At 42.6% G+C, this 17,397-nt stretch carries 15 protein-coding genes; 6 read left to right on the top strand and 9 right to left on the bottom strand.

What is annotated here, in order from left to right; translation table 11 throughout:
• Nucleotides 1–86: 86 nt before the first annotated feature.
• Nucleotides 87–641 carry an HNH endonuclease gene (locus ACYX4M_RS15945; RefSeq protein WP_269916549.1) on the top strand — a complete coding sequence of 185 codons (555 nt, stop codon included), beginning with the start codon at nucleotides 87–89 and terminating at the stop codon, nucleotides 639–641.
• A 90-nt stretch (nucleotides 642–731) separates the two neighbouring features.
• Here the strand turns inward: ACYX4M_RS15945 and ACYX4M_RS15940 are convergent, their stop codons facing one another.
• The 5 genes from ACYX4M_RS15940 to ACYX4M_RS15920 form a co-directional block, all read right to left on the bottom strand.
• Nucleotides 732–1,682 carry a mechanosensitive ion channel family protein gene (locus tag ACYX4M_RS15940; protein WP_476080852.1) on the bottom strand — a complete coding sequence of 317 codons (951 nt, stop codon included), beginning with the start codon at nucleotides 1,680–1,682 and terminating at the stop codon, nucleotides 732–734.
• 131 nt (nucleotides 1,683–1,813) lie between these two features.
• Nucleotides 1,814–3,061: a glutamate-5-semialdehyde dehydrogenase gene (locus tag ACYX4M_RS15935; protein ID WP_476080851.1), complete on the bottom strand. Its 1,248-nt coding sequence runs from the start codon at nucleotides 3,059–3,061 to the stop codon at nucleotides 1,814–1,816.
• Entirely contained in the window at nucleotides 3,058–4,167 is a 1,110-nt protein-coding gene (gene proB / locus ACYX4M_RS15930) for a glutamate 5-kinase (RefSeq protein ID WP_474806981.1), read from the bottom strand. Before proB ends, ACYX4M_RS15935 begins: the two co-directional genes overlap by 4 nt.
• A gap of 16 nt (nucleotides 4,168–4,183) precedes the next feature.
• Entirely contained in the window at nucleotides 4,184–5,698 is a 1,515-nt protein-coding gene (putP, locus tag ACYX4M_RS15925) for a sodium/proline symporter PutP (protein ID WP_476080850.1), read from the bottom strand.
• Nucleotides 5,699–6,066: 368 nt separating this feature from the next.
• The gene (locus tag ACYX4M_RS15920) at nucleotides 6,067–7,113 is read right to left on the bottom strand and encodes a DNA topoisomerase IB (protein ID WP_476080849.1); all 1,047 of its coding nucleotides are present in this window, start codon (nucleotides 7,111–7,113) and stop codon (nucleotides 6,067–6,069) included.
• A 632-nt stretch (nucleotides 7,114–7,745) separates the two neighbouring features.
• On the opposite strand from ACYX4M_RS15920, the gene ACYX4M_RS15915 reads away from it, so the two are divergent.
• Together ACYX4M_RS15915 and ACYX4M_RS15910 are read left to right on the top strand one after the other, a co-directional pair.
• Complete coding sequence (locus ACYX4M_RS15915) at nucleotides 7,746–8,336, top strand: hypothetical protein (protein WP_476080848.1); 591 nt, start codon at nucleotides 7,746–7,748, stop codon at nucleotides 8,334–8,336.
• Between the two features lie 172 nt (nucleotides 8,337–8,508).
• Nucleotides 8,509–9,339, top strand: a complete 831-nt coding sequence (locus tag ACYX4M_RS15910; RefSeq protein ID WP_476080847.1) for an HAD family hydrolase — start codon at nucleotides 8,509–8,511, stop codon at nucleotides 9,337–9,339.
• Nucleotides 9,340–9,402: 63 nt separating this feature from the next.
• On the opposite strand, the gene ACYX4M_RS15905 is transcribed toward ACYX4M_RS15910, so the two are convergent.
• Both ACYX4M_RS15905 and ACYX4M_RS15900 read right to left on the bottom strand, forming a co-directional pair.
• The gene (locus ACYX4M_RS15905; protein ID WP_476080846.1) at nucleotides 9,403–10,107 is read right to left on the bottom strand and encodes an SDR family NAD(P)-dependent oxidoreductase; all 705 of its coding nucleotides are present in this window, start codon (nucleotides 10,105–10,107) and stop codon (nucleotides 9,403–9,405) included.
• Between the two features lie 19 nt (nucleotides 10,108–10,126).
• Nucleotides 10,127–10,657 carry a DUF2878 domain-containing protein gene (locus ACYX4M_RS15900; RefSeq protein ID WP_476080845.1) on the bottom strand — a complete coding sequence of 177 codons (531 nt, stop codon included), beginning with the start codon at nucleotides 10,655–10,657 and terminating at the stop codon, nucleotides 10,127–10,129.
• Nucleotides 10,658–10,807: 150 nt separating this feature from the next.
• Here ACYX4M_RS15900 and ACYX4M_RS15895 point away from each other — a divergent pair, with 150 nt between their 5' ends.
• The 3 genes from ACYX4M_RS15895 (at nucleotide 10,808) to ACYX4M_RS15885 (ending at nucleotide 14,480) form a co-directional block, all read left to right on the top strand.
• Entirely contained in the window at nucleotides 10,808–12,436 is a 1,629-nt protein-coding gene (locus tag ACYX4M_RS15895) for a diacylglycerol kinase family protein (protein WP_476080844.1), read from the top strand.
• A 7-nt stretch (nucleotides 12,437–12,443) separates the two neighbouring features.
• A complete protein-coding gene (gdhA, locus tag ACYX4M_RS15890) occupies nucleotides 12,444–13,796 on the top strand; it encodes an NADP-specific glutamate dehydrogenase (RefSeq protein ID WP_476080843.1) in 1,353 nt (450 codons plus the stop codon).
• 228 nt (nucleotides 13,797–14,024) lie between these two features.
• Nucleotides 14,025–14,480 (top strand): hemerythrin domain-containing protein, encoded by a 456-nt coding sequence (locus tag ACYX4M_RS15885; protein WP_476080842.1) that lies wholly within the window; start codon nucleotides 14,025–14,027, stop codon nucleotides 14,478–14,480.
• A gap of 149 nt (nucleotides 14,481–14,629) precedes the next feature.
• On the opposite strand, the gene ACYX4M_RS15880 is transcribed toward ACYX4M_RS15885, so the two are convergent.
• Nucleotides 14,630–14,788: a YqaE/Pmp3 family membrane protein gene (locus ACYX4M_RS15880; RefSeq protein ID WP_015067141.1), complete on the bottom strand. Its 159-nt coding sequence runs from the start codon at nucleotides 14,786–14,788 to the stop codon at nucleotides 14,630–14,632.
• Nucleotides 14,789–15,010: 222 nt separating this feature from the next.
• Entirely contained in the window at nucleotides 15,011–17,305 is a 2,295-nt protein-coding gene (locus ACYX4M_RS15875) for a putative bifunctional diguanylate cyclase/phosphodiesterase (protein ID WP_476080841.1), read from the bottom strand.
• Nucleotides 17,306–17,397: the final 92 nt, after the last annotated feature.

The following is a 17,397-nucleotide window of genomic DNA, read 5'->3' as shown; positions in this document are numbered from 1 at the left end:
CCGTAGATAATGCTATGAGCGATATACGGGCAATAAAGATTATTCATAACAAGAACGTCTAATATTAGTGTGCTAAGGAGATAACCATGTTGGTACTTCGACTTAATAAAGCAGGCATGCCACAAGAGTGGATAGATGTTGAACAAGCCGCAAAGCTTTACAGTCAGGACAAGGTGCTATTCGAGCTAGGCAGTGATGCCATAACCCTTAAAGGCGGCTGGAATCACGAAGGGCTGCAAAGCGAACTTACGCTATCAAGTATTATCGCTTGCGACGGCAAGGTAACAGATTTATCTGGCAAAGTTGCCCTTACCAACCGCTATTTATTTAGGCGCGACAGCTATTTGTGTATGTATTGCGGCAACAAGTTTACGCCTAAACAACTTACCCGAGACCATATTATCCCCCGTTCTCGCGGCGGAAAAGATATCTGGACGAATGTAGCCACCGCTTGTCAGCGATGTAATCATGCTAAAGCCGCTAAAACACCTGAAGAAGCGAATATGCCTTTGCTTGCTGTGCCGTTTAGGCCCAATGTTTACGAGCGCTTTTATTTAATGAACAGACGCATACTCGCAGATCAGATGGCATTTTTAGAAGGGCATTTTTCCCACCAGCGAGAATGGACGTGTAACGAATGAAATGTGGCGGATAAAGTACAACGAATGAATGGTAACAAATAGCATTGAGCGACCGGTAAATTCGAAAACAGGTCGCTCCTTTGTTGAGTGTTACAACCCTGTACTCGTTGTCGCTTGCTGTTCTGTAGTAGCTTGCGCTTGGAGATTGCTGTTACCAATCTCGCTTTGCTGTTGCATTAACATCGTCTGCTCTTCTTTTTGCGCTCTAAACCACAAGCTTAACCAGTCAGAGCACATCTTGTGTTCTAGCTCATGGGCTTCCGCTGTTGGGCAGAAAAGACTTACCTTTACCACTACTTTCGCCAGTTCATTAGTTTTAATCTCAACTTCTGGGTCTATACGAATAAATTCTTGTTCTAAATGCCGTTCAATTAAGCCTTTGTAACGCTCAGCTACATCGCGAAAGTATTCACAGTGCGCTTGAGCGCGGGCGTGAAAAGCGGGTATTAAGCTATAGGCATTTACCGTAGGTTCGTTAACAATTTCAAACGAGTGCAAACGGTAGCGGCGCATAAAGTTAAGGTTACGCACGGTTTGGGTAACTAGCTGACTGTTAGGTACGTAAACGTGCTTACCCGTGTAGTTGAAGCTTTCTGGGTCAACTTCTAGAAGCGCAGTTTTTGCCCAGTCCATTTCTACCACTTCACCAATGATATTATTCATTTGGATCCAGTCCCCTACCCTAAACGGCCTTGCGCCTAGGTAGTAAATAAAACCCATAAAGCATTGAATAAATTCTCGGGTGGCAAGCACTATGGCAACCATAAATGCGGCAATGGATATAGCGAGAGTTTGTATTTCAGAGCTCCACACCATCATCAATACAATGATGATAAAAGCGTTCCCTAACTGCTCTAAAATATTAATCTGGTTTCTTCTATCTTCCCCGCGCTGAGAACTGATCCGTCTTATCAGCAACAACACACCTTTTTTAGAGAAGTGCAATACAATTAAAAGTAGTAGTGATGTCAGCAGTTTATACTCATTGGCAAACGCAATAAGCTGATTCCATAACTGCGTGGGGTCTATCACAATCTCCATGTATGCTCCGTCTGTACTGGCGAGGGTAAATCTTTGAATAAAAATAAAAAAGCGCCGACGAATGTCAGCGCTTTTCATTATGAAGCATGTAAACCTGCGGCACAATGCCGACCAGTTGCAACAAGTATTATTTAGTCGCGAATTTGGCCTTCACCGTTCACTAAGTATTTCTCCGAAGTCAAAGACTCTAAGCCCATTGGACCGTACGCATGAAGCTTGGTTGTAGCGATACCAATTTCAGCACCTAGGCCAAGCTGGCTGCCGTCAGAGAAGCGTGAAGAAGCGTTAACCATTACCACACTTGCATCTACTGCGCGTTGGAATAGCTTACCTTTCTCAGCATCTTCAGTAACGATAACTTCTGTGTGGTTACTACCGAATTGAGCAATATGGTCTACCGCACCCTCGAAGTCATCAACAACGCGAATGGCGATTTCTAAACCAAGATACTCTTCACCGTAAGCGTCTTCTGAAATTACGTCAGCGCCGTCGAAATACTGGCTACCTTTTTCGTTTACGTGAACCGTTACACCTTTTTCTTTAAAGGCATCGGCCACTTTAGGTAAGAAATCACCCGCCACGGCTTGATGTACAACCAACCCTTCAAGTGCATTACACACACCAGTACGCTGAGTTTTACCGTTTAGAAGTATAGCCATGGCTTTTTCTAAATCAGCATCCTTATCTACATAAAGGTGGCACACACCTTTGAAGTGCTGGATAACCGGTACCTTAGCGTTATCAGTTACGTAGTTGATAAGGCCTTCACCACCACGTGGAATAATAACGTCGATGTAGTCGCGTTGTTCCATTAGCTCTTGCATTAATGCGCGGTCTGGGTTTGGTACAACGGTAACTAGCGCTTTAGGCAAGTTATGCTTTTCAAGCACGTCTTGCATAAGTTCAGCAATGGCTAAACTTGTATCAAGGGCTTCTTTACCGCCTCGTAAAATTACGGCATTGCCCGATTTGAAGCACAGCGCGCCTGCGTCGGCGGTAACATTAGGTCGTGCTTCATAAATCATGCACACAACGCCTAGCGGTATACGCATTTTTTTAATTTCAATTCCGTTAGGACGCGTACCAATAACACGCTCTTTGCCTACCGGATCGTCAAGCTCAACAATAACCTCAATGCCTTCAGCCATTGACTCGATGCGCTCATCGTTAAGGATTAAGCGGTCTATCATGGCTGCATCTAGATTATTTTCTTTAGCGCGCGCAACTTCCTTTTCGTTTACTTCAATAATTTTGCTTTTATTGGCACGAATTGCCGCGGCCATATCAGTTAACACCGCGTTTTTCTGGCTCTCACTTAGAATTGCCAGTGTACGTGCAGCTTTTTTCGCCTGTTGTGCTAACTCTGTAATAATACTCATTCTTTCTCCAGATTTGCTATGTGCTGATCAGAAATAATTGGCCCTGTTTTTTCCTCAAACTCGTGGGCGAATTCTTCACTTTCCTGATTCGCAATAAAATTCAATAAACAGCTACTGTAGTTCGACTTGGCTTTCACCAATTTAGTGCCGTCTTCTTTACGTACCAATATGGTGTCGCCTACCGAGAACTCACCTTTCACGTCTATAATTTCGCTACTTGTTAGTTGCTCTGCGTCAGTATGTAAAGAGTCGTCGAAGTCGCCTTCTACTATCACCTCACCTTGCGCATTTGACGTATGGCGCATCCAATGCACATTCTCTTGCATTGGCTTGGCGTGAGGTTTGAAATGCGTACCCGGGTTTTCACCTGCTAGCAGCATATTAAACGACAGTTCAGTAAAGCCGTTAATAATATATGTATCTATACCATGCGAAACAGCTTTCTCGGCCGCTTCAATTTTGGTGCGCATACCACCGGTGCCAACACCGCCTTTAACCGCACCACCAGCCATGTCATAAACGCTCTGATCGATGGTATCAACCGATTTAAGCAGTTTTGCGTCGTCATGTTCATGTGGGTTCTTGTCGTACAACCCATCAATGTCTGAACAGATGATCAGTGCATCAGCTTCAGCCGCCGACGCTACCATGGCCGATAAATTATCGTTGTCACCAACCTTCAATTTGTCGGTAGTTACAGTATCGTTTTCGTTCACGATAGGCAGAATGTTGTTGTCTAACAAACTGAATATAGTTTCACGAATACTTACGTAACGCTCTCTGTCTCTCAAATCAGCATGGGTAAGTAGCATCTGGGCAGACGGAAAATCGAACAGTCTGTCCCACGTGGCAATCATCTCGGTTTGACCCGCCGCTGCCATGGCTTTCTTAACCGCGATATCTGACTTTTCTTGCTCTGGAAACAGGTGCGCACCCGCTGCGACAGAACCGGAAGACACGAGTACAACCTGCGTACCGTTAGCTCTGCATCGCACGATAAATTGCGCAATGCTCAAAAGATAATGACTGCTACAACCTTGCTGGTTGGGCGATATTAGTGCACTACCTACTTTGATGACTACGCGTTTCCAATTAGGATGACTCATAATAAACTTTTTAACCTTAAGATTGTTGATTCGCTAATTCTTCACTGGCTTGCACAAACGTTTCTTGTACATTCGACGATGGGTTTTCGCTAAGGCGACTTACCATGTATAGCGTTAACGTACTCACCGCAAACCCTGGAATAATTTCATAAATAACGCTGCTTAACGTTTTACCGTCAGCTAAAACGGGCGCATAAATCCAAAACAGTACGGTTACCGCACCACTTATCATGCCCGCCATTGCCGCTTTCGCTGTCAGGTCCTTCTTATACAGACAAAACAGTACTAATGGACCAAATGCGGCGCCAAAACCGGCCCAAGCGTTACTTACTAAAGATAAAATTGTGTTCGACGCATCCATGGCTAACAGCAATGCAACTACAGCCACACCTGCTACACCATATCGCCCAATTGTTACCGTTTGCTTTTCACTTAACGATTTTTCAGGCGACTTTTTATTTACCATTACGCGGTAAATGTCTTCTGTTAACGAACTTGCGCTAACTAATAACTGCGACGAAATTGTACTCATGATGGCCGCCAAAATTGCCGCCATCAAAAATCCACTAATTAATGGGTGGAAAAGCAGCTGCGAGAAAATAATAAATATCGTCTCTGGGTCGTCGACTGCAAGGCCAAACTGGTTAGCATAAGCAATGCCTACAAAGCCCGTAGCCAATGCACCAATAATTGTCACTGTCATCCACGACATACCAATATTTCTTGCAGTTCCAATAGCTTTAACAGAGCGAATTGCCATAAACCGCACGATAATGTGTGGCTGGCCAAAATAACCTAAGCCCCATCCTAAACTTGAAAGCAAACCGACTATCGTTAGCGTTTCTAACGATTCTGAAAAATTCGGTACAGATTGATAAGCGGCGCTTGTCATTTGCGATACGCTATCAAACTCGGTAAATGCGACAATTGGCACTAAAACCAATGCCACAAACATAATGCACCCTTGCACAAAGTCTGTAAGGCTCACTGCTAAGAACCCACCCAAGAGTGTGTAAGACACCACAACACCTAGAGTGATAAACAAGCCCAGTTGATAATCGACCGAAAATGCACTTTCGAACAGCTTGCCGCCTGCTACTAAGCCTGCAGACGTATATAGCGTAAAGAACAGTACAATGATTACCGCCGAAACGATTCGTAAGCTTGAATTTGGCTTATTGAAGCGCTTGGCAAAGAATTCAGGCACAGTAAGTGAGTCATTAGCCACTTCGGTATAAACGCGAAGTTTAGGCGCTACTAGTAAATAGTTAGCTAAAGCACCAGCAACCAAGCCTATCGCGATATATACCGCGTCAAAACCGGTTAAATACATGGCGCCAGGAAGACCCATTAACATCCAACCTGACATGTCAGATGCACCCGCAGACAGTGCGGTAACTTGAGGGCTTACTTGTCGCCCTCCCAAAATGTAACCAGAAATATCACTGGTAGATTGTCGGTAAGCAAACAACCCTATCCCCAACATCGCTGTAAAATAGACGGCGAGTGATAGGTAACTTTCCATTGGCATAACGTTAGTTATTTCCTCTATTGCTCTTCGAAAACTCGTCAATGATTACGTGCTCTACACTCTTGCAGTAACCGAAGTTAGTACAATTATTTAAATCGAACAATAATCATTAGAGTTCTAACAATATAAGGATTTGATAAAAAATTTCAAGTTTAATTTTTAAACAACTTAGTTTAAACAGCATTAACGACCAAATTAACACCAATCATGTTTCACGGCAGTTTAAACAAAGAGATATAGATATTACCTATAAATATCAAACCCTTAAAAACCTAGCAAAAATCATGAAACAATTTAACTTGGTGCTAAATGCCGATTAAAACAACAACTTTACTATCAACTAAAACATTTTCATCAAAAATGCTTTGTTAGGCACACTCAGCTGAAATAACATCCAAAAGAAGCTTTTCTACAGGCAATAAGTTAGTTAATTGCGTGCAATCTTCTTTATTCAATAAACGCACTTTGTCGATAAGCTTTTCACATGCCTTTTTATCTTTTTGAACGGCAAATAGCTTCGGATGAATATAATATTTTCGACATACACTGGGAGTGTTACCAAGCTCTGCTGCCACAACCTTGCTTAATGTACTTTCCCATTTTTTGGTTTTCGAACTATTAACTTGATCGTAGACCTGGGGAAGGTTAGCCAGTGCAAAACGACTAGAGGCCCAGGTTCTAAAGTCTTTACAACTGAATTGCTCGCTAAGCTCTTTATGAATAAACTCATTGACGTCTTCACTGGTTACATCGTGCCAATGTCTATTATTATCCTGATAGCGAAACAGGCAATAACCTTGTTGTTGAGCGCAATCACAAATCAGCGAGGCAAGTTCAGGATCATTGACTCTTAAAGTTCTCGGCTTGCCGTGCTTCCCCGTGTAGGCTAGCTCAACGCTATCGTCATATTGCATTTGAATATGCTTGCGCCGCAAGGTCGTTAACCCGTACGTGTCATTTTCTTTACTGTATTGGGCGTTACCTACCCTGGCGCCTGTGTAATCGAGCAGAAGGCACACAAGCGCGCACGCTCTCTCCTGGGTCCAGGAAGGCTGTGAAATCAAAGAAAGGCAGTGCTCTCGAAATTTAGACAGTGCCTGGCCGAAGGCAAGCAGTCGCTCAAATTTTTCGACTTGCTGCTGTTCGTGCCATCTGTCATGGTAAATATACTGTTTACGTCCTTTTTCATCATAGCCAACGGCTTGAATACTCGCCTTGCTATCTCGGCTGATGAGTGTGTCTCGCCAATTCGGCGGAATAACAAGCTTTTTGATACGTTTAATCACGCGTTCGCCCGTTACTTTTTTGCCGCTGCTATAACGATAGTAAAACCGTTTGTTCCCGCAAGGTATACGCTTTATTGTCAGGTGACTATCGTCGGAATACATGTTGCAATAGCCTTTAGTCCTTTTCATTTTTACTTACTCCTTTCCCGTACTTTGCTTAAACGCTATCAGTTAGATAGCTTTAAGGGCACGCGTTGAGGGCGGCTTCGCTTCAATACTGACATGTCGCGGTGGTCCATTCCCCTCGAACGACAGCGTTTGTGTATAGGTAGAATTTACAGCTGAAATGATGGATTTGATCACTTCGCCCGATAACCTTTTATCGGCTCATTTTTCCATCAGCAGTAGCGTCCAACCTACCCTGTAACAATTTTTCACATCCTGTGTAAAATAATCGCAGTATTAACGAGAGTCCTTGCCAGAAAAGGCGGAAGAAGCTCCGTCGCTCTCGATATTTGTCATAGATAGCCCCACCTTTTATTAACTAAACCATATGTAAAAAACGTGAAATATACATATTAAACAGTCAGTTAATAAGCTCATTTTACAAATTAAACTAAAGTACTGGCTATTCTCATACACCAGCGGAATACAAATTGAATAGATAAATTTAAATAGCATTTACCTACAGATATTTGTGACAGGCATCTTCAAACAGTTTCTTGAGAGGTTTATGTGAAGCCGATTGCCGGTAAGCACTTAGTTTAGCTAATGACGTGGATTTAATTAGAGAGTCCAAGAAAGAAGTCGAGGATCTAAAAATGAGTATTCAGAAATCAAACAAAGTTGATTCAGAAAGCGCTAAAAGTAATGAGCATGAGAACTTCAGGGCCAATGTCGTCTCTAACGACAAGCTACAAGTAGCCGCAGTATTCAGTTCAAAGAAAGAAATGGAAGAAGCGTTAGTAATGGTGCAAGACCAAACTTCAGTTGAGTCATCTCAAATCGAGATAATTGAAGCAGGTGACCCGAATATGAGCGAAAAACTTGAACGTAGCAGTGCGTCGATAGGAAAAAGTATGTGGTCTTCACACCTTCTACTTGGCTCAGTAGGGCTTATTATGGGCTTAGTTGCCGCTTTTTTATTAACGCAGTTCGGCCCTGCTCTTACGCAGCAAAACCCTTTATTTACTTATATTGCGCTAATAAGCCCGGGTCTTTTTATTGGGCTATTTATCGCCGGACTAATAGGCTTGCGCCCAGATAGAAATGAAGTGATACAAACTGTACGCCATGCGATTCGCTACGGCAAAGTAGCCTTGGTGATCAATCTTAAGAAGTCTCAATCTTCGTCAACAGTGTCGCAAGTGTTGATACAACATAGTGATAGTGTGGTTGAATCAATTCGATAGTAAGATTAATTACATTACATGCAGCATTGCATAAACACATAATGTGTTAGAGTGGTGAGCTATCGAGCTAACTGCTCCAATAAGAATCAAGGGCAATACGTCACATTTTGTGTCTATTGCCCTTTGGTATTTGGTCAGTGGTAATTTGAAAGAGAGACTAGGCACCAATTGTATGGATTTGATATTTTTTGATTTAGACGGGACCTTGTTAAACAAGTCTTCAGAAATTTCTTCTTTCACAAGAGATACCTTGAACTTATTGAGCGAGAGGGACATTGCCTTCACAGTAGCAACAGGGCGTACCATGCATTCAGCACAATTTGTGCTACAGGGTCAATCCTTTGTACTTCCGCATATTTACAATAATGGCGTAGCCATTTGGGACCCAAGCGGAAATGCGCTAACACTGGAAAACCTACTCGCGCCTAGTGAAGCCAATCTTATTATTGAGTACGCGGTTAAGAATAACATTACGCCTTTCATTAACACGGTAAATTTGGATAGCCCTGACCACGAACACGTGATCTATCACTCTGCGCCAAAGCATCAGGTGGAATTTGATTTAATCGAAAAATACTTTTCGCGCACAAAAGCGCGCTTAGCTTCCATTGAAGCATTACCTGCCAATGCACACATAACTAATATCAGTATGATCGGCGATGCGGCACTTGTCTATGATATGTACCAGCAACTAAATATGCATGAGCAATTAATAGCGTATTCAGGGCCTGCGATTGAGGGTGATGAATATCGTTGGATGGATGTTCACCATAATCTCGCCAACAAAGGCAGCGCTGTTGAGTTATTGCGAAATCAATTAGACGCGAGCAACGTCATTGTTTTTGGTGATAGCGACAACGACTTGAGCATGTTTAAGCTTGCTGATGAAGCCTATGCACCTTCAAACGCCAAACCTTATATTAAAGATGCTGCTACTTCTGTAATAGGGCATCATGATGAAGATGGAATCGCCCGCTTCTTGAGAGAGCGATTCTCGCTTTAATCATACCGCTATTCGCGTTCCACAAATTATTGGTGGCCCGATATATGTTGACCGGCTAACGGGCTACCAATCAATGGGCTCTCTGTCTTTCAAAAATTTGCCGTTCGGGCCGCCCTCTTCCATTGTTGCAAGCCAAATTACCGTATCTGCACCCTCTTCAGGTGTTTTTGGTGCGTCGCTGCCTCCCATTCGGGTATGTACCCAGCCTGGCGTCATACTGTTTATCGTTACATCAATCTTTTTGCCCTCTGCAGCTTTATCGACTTCGGCAGCCATTTTCACGGTTAGGGCGTTAATGGCGGCTTTGGTTACTGCGTAGCATAAAGGACCTTTTAAACCTTCGGCAAAGCTACCGTAACTAGAACTTACGTTGATAATGCGCCCAAAACCTCGCTCAATCATTTGCGGTAAGGTTTGTTGAATAAGCGTTAATGGCGCGTTCACGTTTACCTGTACGGATTTTGCTAAGCTCTCACTATTTACCTCTTTCCAATCGGTGTCATCTAATATGCCTGCATTGTTTATTAGAATATCGATAGGGCCATAAACAGCTTCCGCTCGAACAAACGCATCTACGATCGCCGTTTCATTATCAAGGGGCATTTCAATAACATGTAAATCCCCTCCTACTAAATCCTTTTTAGCTTCAAGACCTGACTCTTCATCTCGACATCCCATCAATACCTTATAACCTTTAGACAGCATTCCTTTTATTATTTCAAGGCCGATACCTCGATTGCCACCAGTTACTAATACGTTTTTCGTCATGCCAATACACTCCTTGCATTTACGCTTGGGCTTGTTTTGCCTCAAAACGATTGGATAAATAAAAACACAGCGGGAAAATTACGCTCCACACTAACGCGATGAAAATATAAGAAAGCATCATGCTGGCCCCTAACTCTACAGCACCAAAATTGGCACCGGCGATATAGCTAAGTGGGGCAAAAATTGCACCAGCAATTGCAGCAATAACCATTCGGCCATTAAAGGCGGTTAAACTGTGATACAAAGTACCTGCAAACGCAGCCCAAAGAAGACTAAGCCAAATGGGAATCGGCCAAAAGCCCACCAACACATCTGTTTGATTGAAAATGAATAGACCGCTTAATGTAAGTAAGGCATCGACTACAGTGCCTAGTAGAAAAACTGCACTCATAAGCTTTATGTCTTCGACGCGTTTAGGAGAAAAAGCAATCCAAACCAAAAGCAGGCCTAATACCGGAAGCACTGCACTGTTTTGAAACAGAATCACCAACCACCATATCGCTTGAAACCAAACGAAATTAGCAACTTTGAGTACTACCGTTTTATTCATTACATACACTCATATTTTCCATACAAAAATATACGCTTACTGCCTAGCGATAGTTCAAATTACAGGCCTTAAAAGTAAACGAAAACAAATGGGTGTAAGTATAAATGCCTAAGCTATTTGCTTTTTCTAATTACAAAGGATGTGTTCGTCGTGAAAATGGTAAAGTATTACATACTTGCAGCATTGTTAGCGCTGGTGTTAACGGTAACAGTGCCTGTGCTATTGCTCAAAATTGTATTTGGATGGATTGCTTTTTCGCTTATTGCGGTAAGCAGTGCCTATTTGCTCAATTACCCAAGTTTATTTCGCAAACGGGAAGATGGATCGATTCCATTCTACATTCGCTGGATTTTTGTTCCATTTCTGCTGGGCTCGTGGCTTTATAACGAGTATGCACGTAGAACAGACAAAGTACCTCCACTTCAAAAAATTGAATCAAACCTTTTTCTCGCTTGCCGCATGTCTGGGCAGCATGTTGATTTACTTAACGAGAATAATATTGATGCGATCCTCGACGTAACTGCAGAATTTGACGGCTTGGATTGGACAGCGTATCAAGAAGATTTTAGATACCTAAACGTGCCTGTCTTAGACCATACCAGCCCTACTCCAGAGCAACTTGTTCTTGCTATCAATTGGCTCAATCAACAGATATCTGAAAACAAAAATGTTGTTGTGCATTGCGCACTTGGTCGAGGACGTTCGGTGCTAGTGGTGGCAGCTTATCTTCTGGCAAAAAACCCAGATTTAAGTGTAGATGATGCTATGCGACAGATTAATCAAATACGTCAAACGGCAAGGCTGAATAAACGCCAGTTAGCATCACTGCAAAAGGTCAGAGATGGCGGCCTACTCTCTTTACAGAAGAACTTAACGTTAATTGTCAACCCGGTTGCCGGCGGCGGTAAGTGGGAACAGTACCGTGGTGAGGTACTTGCAAGGCTAAATGAAAAATTCAAGGTAACGGTAAAAGAAACCACACCAGAAATAGACGGCAAGGCACTTGCTGAACAGGCTAAAGATGAGAAGGCACAAATCGTCATTGCCTGCGGTGGAGATGGTACGTTAACTGAGGTGGCATCAGCGCTAGTTGATACTGACATCACAATGGGAATTATCCCATTTGGTACGGCAAATGCGCTGAGTCAAGTACTCCACGGATATATTAGCAAAGTTATGCCTATTAGCACGGCATGCGACATTATAATAAATGGCGACACGTTAAAGATTGATACCGCAACTTGTAACGACAAAGTCATGTTGCTAGTAGCAGCTGTCGGATTTGAAGAGAAAATGATTTCTGCCGCTGACAGAGAAGAAAAAAACGTGGGGGGTCAATTCGCCTATTTAAAAGGACTGTGGAATGCCATCTCTAACAACGAAAATATGACTTTTGAAGTAGCTAAGGATGACGCCCCCTCTGAAACATTGGAAACACCTAGCTTTGTTATAGCCAATGCTGCACCCATGACAACCGCATTGGCACAGGGAGCAGAGGAGCCAGATATTACTGATGGAAAGCTAGATCTTACCTGGTTATTACCCCAGCCAAGCTCTGACAGACAGTTTGCATCACTCGCGGAACTGGTTTTAAGCCCCGCAGAAGCGAAAAAGCAATCAGACTCCATACGCCACGAGCGAGCAGCTCGTATCACATTAACATTTGATAAGCCCACTGCTTATGCTGTGGATGGTGAAATCTATGAAGGGAGTAAACTTGTTATAGAAACCGTCCCAAGGAGTCTTACCGTACTCACCAACTTTGAAAATAAGGATTAATTGAGACATGGCTCAAACAAGTAATTTTGAAGAAATTTTTACGTTTCTAAATGAGAAGTTTTCAAATGAAACCGAGTACCTTCAAGCTGTACGTGAAGTCCTGGAAGATATTGTTCCCATCTACAATGCAAATGAAGACTACAAAACCTTCGATATAGTCAGACGCATTTGTATGCCCGAGCGAGTGATTTATTTCACTATCTCGTGGATGAACAGCGAAGGAAATATTGAGGTTAACCAAGGGTGGCGTGTGCAGCACAACTCGGCAATGGGGCCGTACAAAGGTGGCCTGCGTTTTCACCCTACCGTGAACCTGTCGGTGTTAAAGTTTCTAGCCTTCGAGCAATGTTTTAAAAATGCACTAACTGGCCTTCCTATGGGTGGCGGTAAAGGCGGTTCAGACTTCAATCCTAAAGGCCGAACAAACCGAGACATTATGCTGTTTTGCCAAGCATTTATGCGGGAACTACAGCGGCATATAGGAGCTAACACCGATGTACCCGCTGGCGATATCAACGTGGGTGCCCGTGAAATTGGTTATCTATATGGAGAATACCGCAGGTTAAACAATAGGTTTGAGGGCGTATTAACTGGCAAAGGCCTAGAGTTTGGCGGCAGCTATGTACGCACAGAAGCGACAGGTTTTGGTTTAATATACTTTCTAGAAGCCGTCTGTCAGCACCAAGACACGCAAATTGAAGGTCAGACTATAGCTGTATCAGGCGCAGGTAATGTCGCGCTGCACGCTGCACTCAAAGCGGTGGAAAAAGGGGGTAAGGTTATCTCCCTTTCCAATAGTCGAGGACTTCTACACAACGAAGATGGGCTAACTGATACAGCTATAAAATGGGCAATAGATAACCACGCAAATCGTGATAATATCCTTGAAGATATGGCTGACGAGAACCTGGGCAAGTGGGTAGCCAATAAAAAACCATGGCATTTAGCGTGTGATATTGCCCTTCCTTGCGCAACTCAGAACGAGCTGCTTGAAGAAGATGCGAAGGCATTGCTCGATAATGGCTGCCAAATGGTACTAGAGGGTGCAAATATGCCATGTACAAACGATGCTCAAGCACGCTTTTTAGATGCCAAAATAGTTTATGTACCGGGTAAAGCATCAAACGCTGGCGGTGTTGCTTTATCAGGCTTAGAAATGAGCCAAAATGCAATGTTCAATCAACGGGACGCTAGTACGCTGGATGATCAATTGTTTTCTATTATGGAGAGTATCCATCAGCGCTGTGTTGCAGAAGGACAAGCCAACAGTGGTGATACTAACTACGTTAACTATATGAAAGGCGCTAACATAGCATCGTTTAGGCGACTTGCTGACGCCATGGTCGCGCAAGGCGTATAACCCTCCCTTTATTACAGCTTGTCGATAAGTTTACGGTAACGCCGCCGTGAATTTATCGGCAACCTCAGTGTAAAACTTGCTCTCCACTTTTGGCAAAACTTGCCTACTTTGCATCCTCAACACCAATAAAGTAAGTAAATTCATTAAGTTAGATACGTAAGATTCATGGAATAAAATTCGCATTGCTAAAAGCCTCATACACTTTTAAATTTACAAAAGGAATTTCCCATGAAAATTTTTGAAGCACTACGTCAAGACCATGAAAAGCAACGTTTACTGTTAAAGATTTTGGCTGAAACTAGCGGTAACACTGCTGCCCGTCGTGAATACTATGAAGAGTTAAAAACACAGCTTGAAAGTCATGCTATTGCAGAAGAGCGTCATTTCTATACCCATCTTTTAAAGAAAGATTCGACAGTAGATTTAACCCGTCACGGTATTGCAGAACACCATGAAATTGACGAGTTACTTGAAAAGCTAGATGAAACTGACATGAGTTCACCCGCTTGGTTGCGTCATTTAAAAAGCCTGCAAGAAAAAGTTGAGCACCACCTTGCCGACGAAGAACAGGAGTTTTTCCAAGTTGCAGGCAGTGTTCTAAATGAACGCCAAAAAACACAGCTTGCTGATGAATATCAAAAAGAGATGAAACAAGAATTAGATGAAGAAAAAGTTACTGCATAGTTTACAAAAATGAAGCGCGCTCTGCGCTTCATTCATTTTTTAACAAAGCATAAAAAAACCAGCTTATAACGCTGGTTTTTTTGTATCCGATTTCTCTTAGTTACAACGCCTTACGCACTTTAGCCGTCCAGCTAAAGTGCCTAGATTAACTACTTTTTAGCAATGATATAAATAGCGTGGATAACACCCGGGAAATAACCAAGAATAGTTAGCAGAATATTAATCCAGAAATGTGCTCCTAGGCCAACTTGTAAAAATACGCCGAGTGGTGGAAGTAAAATTGATAAAAGTATACGAATGATGTCCATAATAAATTCCTTGTTTTTGAAGTAATTTCACAACTCATTAGGCAAAATACTCACACACGGTGATAAATTTAGGCCTGCGGAGCGTTTTTTAACGTCTCACTATTGTTTTTTGCATGAACAATGCCAAGCTGCGTGAACAAGGCCAAGTCAGCGAGGTATGTCTATATGCACAACACTAAAGCATTGCGTACACTAAAAAATAAACTTTTCCATATGATAAAGCTATTCACCGAAAGGCGTATTTTGAAGCCAATCTTCAAGGTCTGAACGGTTCAGCGGACGGCTTATATAATAGCCTTGTGCAATATCGCATCCCCAATCTTTCAAGATCTTTAGAGACGCAACGTCTTCCACGCCTTCAGCCACCACTTTCAAATTGAAAACGCTTGCTAAACTAAGCACGGTGTGAACAATTTGCTGATCGTTCTCATCGCTAGCCAGAGCAAGTATAAAGCTTTTATCAATTTTGATAGTTTTAACAGGTAGGTTTTTTAAATAGGCCAATGACGAATAGCCAGTACCAAAATCATCAATAGCGAAGTGAAAGCCTCGAGCAGTCAATTCGCTCAGGTTTTCAATTGCCAGCGACGCATCAGCAACTAAATCGCTTTCGGTAATTTCGAGTTCTAAAGCTTCAGGTGATAGTCCCTTTTGAGTAAGCAATGCCACGAGCTTGCTCAGTAACACCTTATTTTGAATGTCTTGCGTAGACAGATTCATTGCAACGGTAAACTGATAACCTTTCGACCTAAAGTAAGATAAGTCAGTAATGGTTTGCTTCATTACCCACATCGTTACCTGTTCAATCAAACCTGCCTGCTCAGCGATGGTAATGAACTCGTCTGGTGGAACAAAACCAAGAGTACTGCTATTCCAGCGGATCAACGCCTCCATGCTACAAACTTTCATAGTTTGTAAGTCAACCTTTGGCTGATAGACCATAGACAGTTCGTTTTGCTGACTAGCAAGTACCCGTTTCAACTCCGTTGTAATTGAAAGGCGACGGTTATACTTGTCTTCTAGGTCGGTTCGATACCGTACAAACCAACTACCGCTATGAATCGCTTCATCGGTTACTATATTCATCTTTCTGAAAAGCTCTTCAGACGAAGAAGCATCTTGAGGGCACTCAATAATTGCCATGGCTACTTTTACGGGAATAGCAATAAGGTTACTCTCGACAGGTTGTTCGAGTATATGTTTTAGGGTTTCTAGCTGGTCATCATTCAGCGACTCATGTGAAATATACAGTATCTCGCCGCCTGCTAGTCGTGCAGATATTCCGGGCCAGCGCTGCAAACGTTGAGCAAGAGCCTTCAACGTATTATCACCATTTGAGTAACCATATAAGTCGTTTATGGTTCTAAACCCAATAACGGTTATCGCTACAACTTGAACGGCTCGCCCTTGGCTAAGCTCAGACTCAAAATAAGTTTCAACATAGTTACGATTAAAAAGCCCAGTTAACACATCGTGCTCTGCTTGGTAGCGTATGTGCTTTTCACGGCTTTTAATACTCGCTTGCATGCTGTCTACCGCATTAGCAAGCTCAGTTATTTCTTTAAGTTTAGCCGGTGCTTCAAGAGTTGCCCCATAGCTTCCTGATGCCACCCTGTTTACTGCTTTTACCAATTTAGATACAGGCTCGCTTACATTTCTTGCCAATAACAGAGAAAGGCCCATGGCGATAAGAATTGCTAACAGGCAAAAAGCCAATATGGTTATTTGAATACGCGTGAATGCGTTGAAATAAGAGGTTGTATCTACAGCTAATGTAATGGCAACAGGCAAATTCTGCTCAGACCCGATACTGACTTGGCGAGCAAAATAAGTTAATTCGTTTTTGAAGGTTACGTCTATCCAAGATGGATCTTGTTCAGATGATAGTATTCTTTGCGCTTCGGTCTTATCTAATGTCGCTTTTATTACCTCGCCTGTACCTATCTCAGAAATGATGATTTCTGCATCGACAAGTTGCTTAAACTGCTCAAGTAGCGCGGTGTCAAATTCGACACCAATCAACATGTAATATCTAAGTGTAGGAATTTCTACACGAAGTAGGTTCAGCTGAACTAGATTATTATTTACAACAAAAAAGCCGCTGTCTCGCCCTTGTGCGACAAGCGACAAACTGCTTTCTACATCCTGACCAACTTCGAATAAGTCTGTGTGGGTTGCAACAACCTTATGGTCCAGGCTTACTAAGGCGATAATTTGTGTATTGAGGCGATCAGCATAACTCGTAAATGCAGCTTCAATAGATGGAATATTCTCGGTTCCAACGGCACGTCTGAAATCAAAGGAACGAGATAGAACTTTTGAAACACTTTTAATGACAGCTTGCCTGTCGGCAACGACTTTATCAAAAACTTTTTCAGCTAAAAGAATATCGTGATCAATATTTTGGACAACAAGAGTGTTCGCGGAACGCCAAACAGCGCCAATAATCAGAAGTGATGCTATTACAATCCCTATTAACAAGGTTTGGAATAAAGTCTGACTTAGTGTCTTTTGCACTATAGTGCCCCGTAAAGATCGTTATAATTTTAACGCAGTCGAAATAAATGTCGAAGTTAAGAATAGCTGATTAATAATAATAGGGACAGGTA

The sequence above is a fragment of the Alteromonas sp. ABV4_150 genome (genome assembly GCF_056311745.1).
The sequence above is the reverse complement of the archived record's forward strand: the minus strand, read 5'-3'. Positions and strand labels throughout refer to the sequence as shown.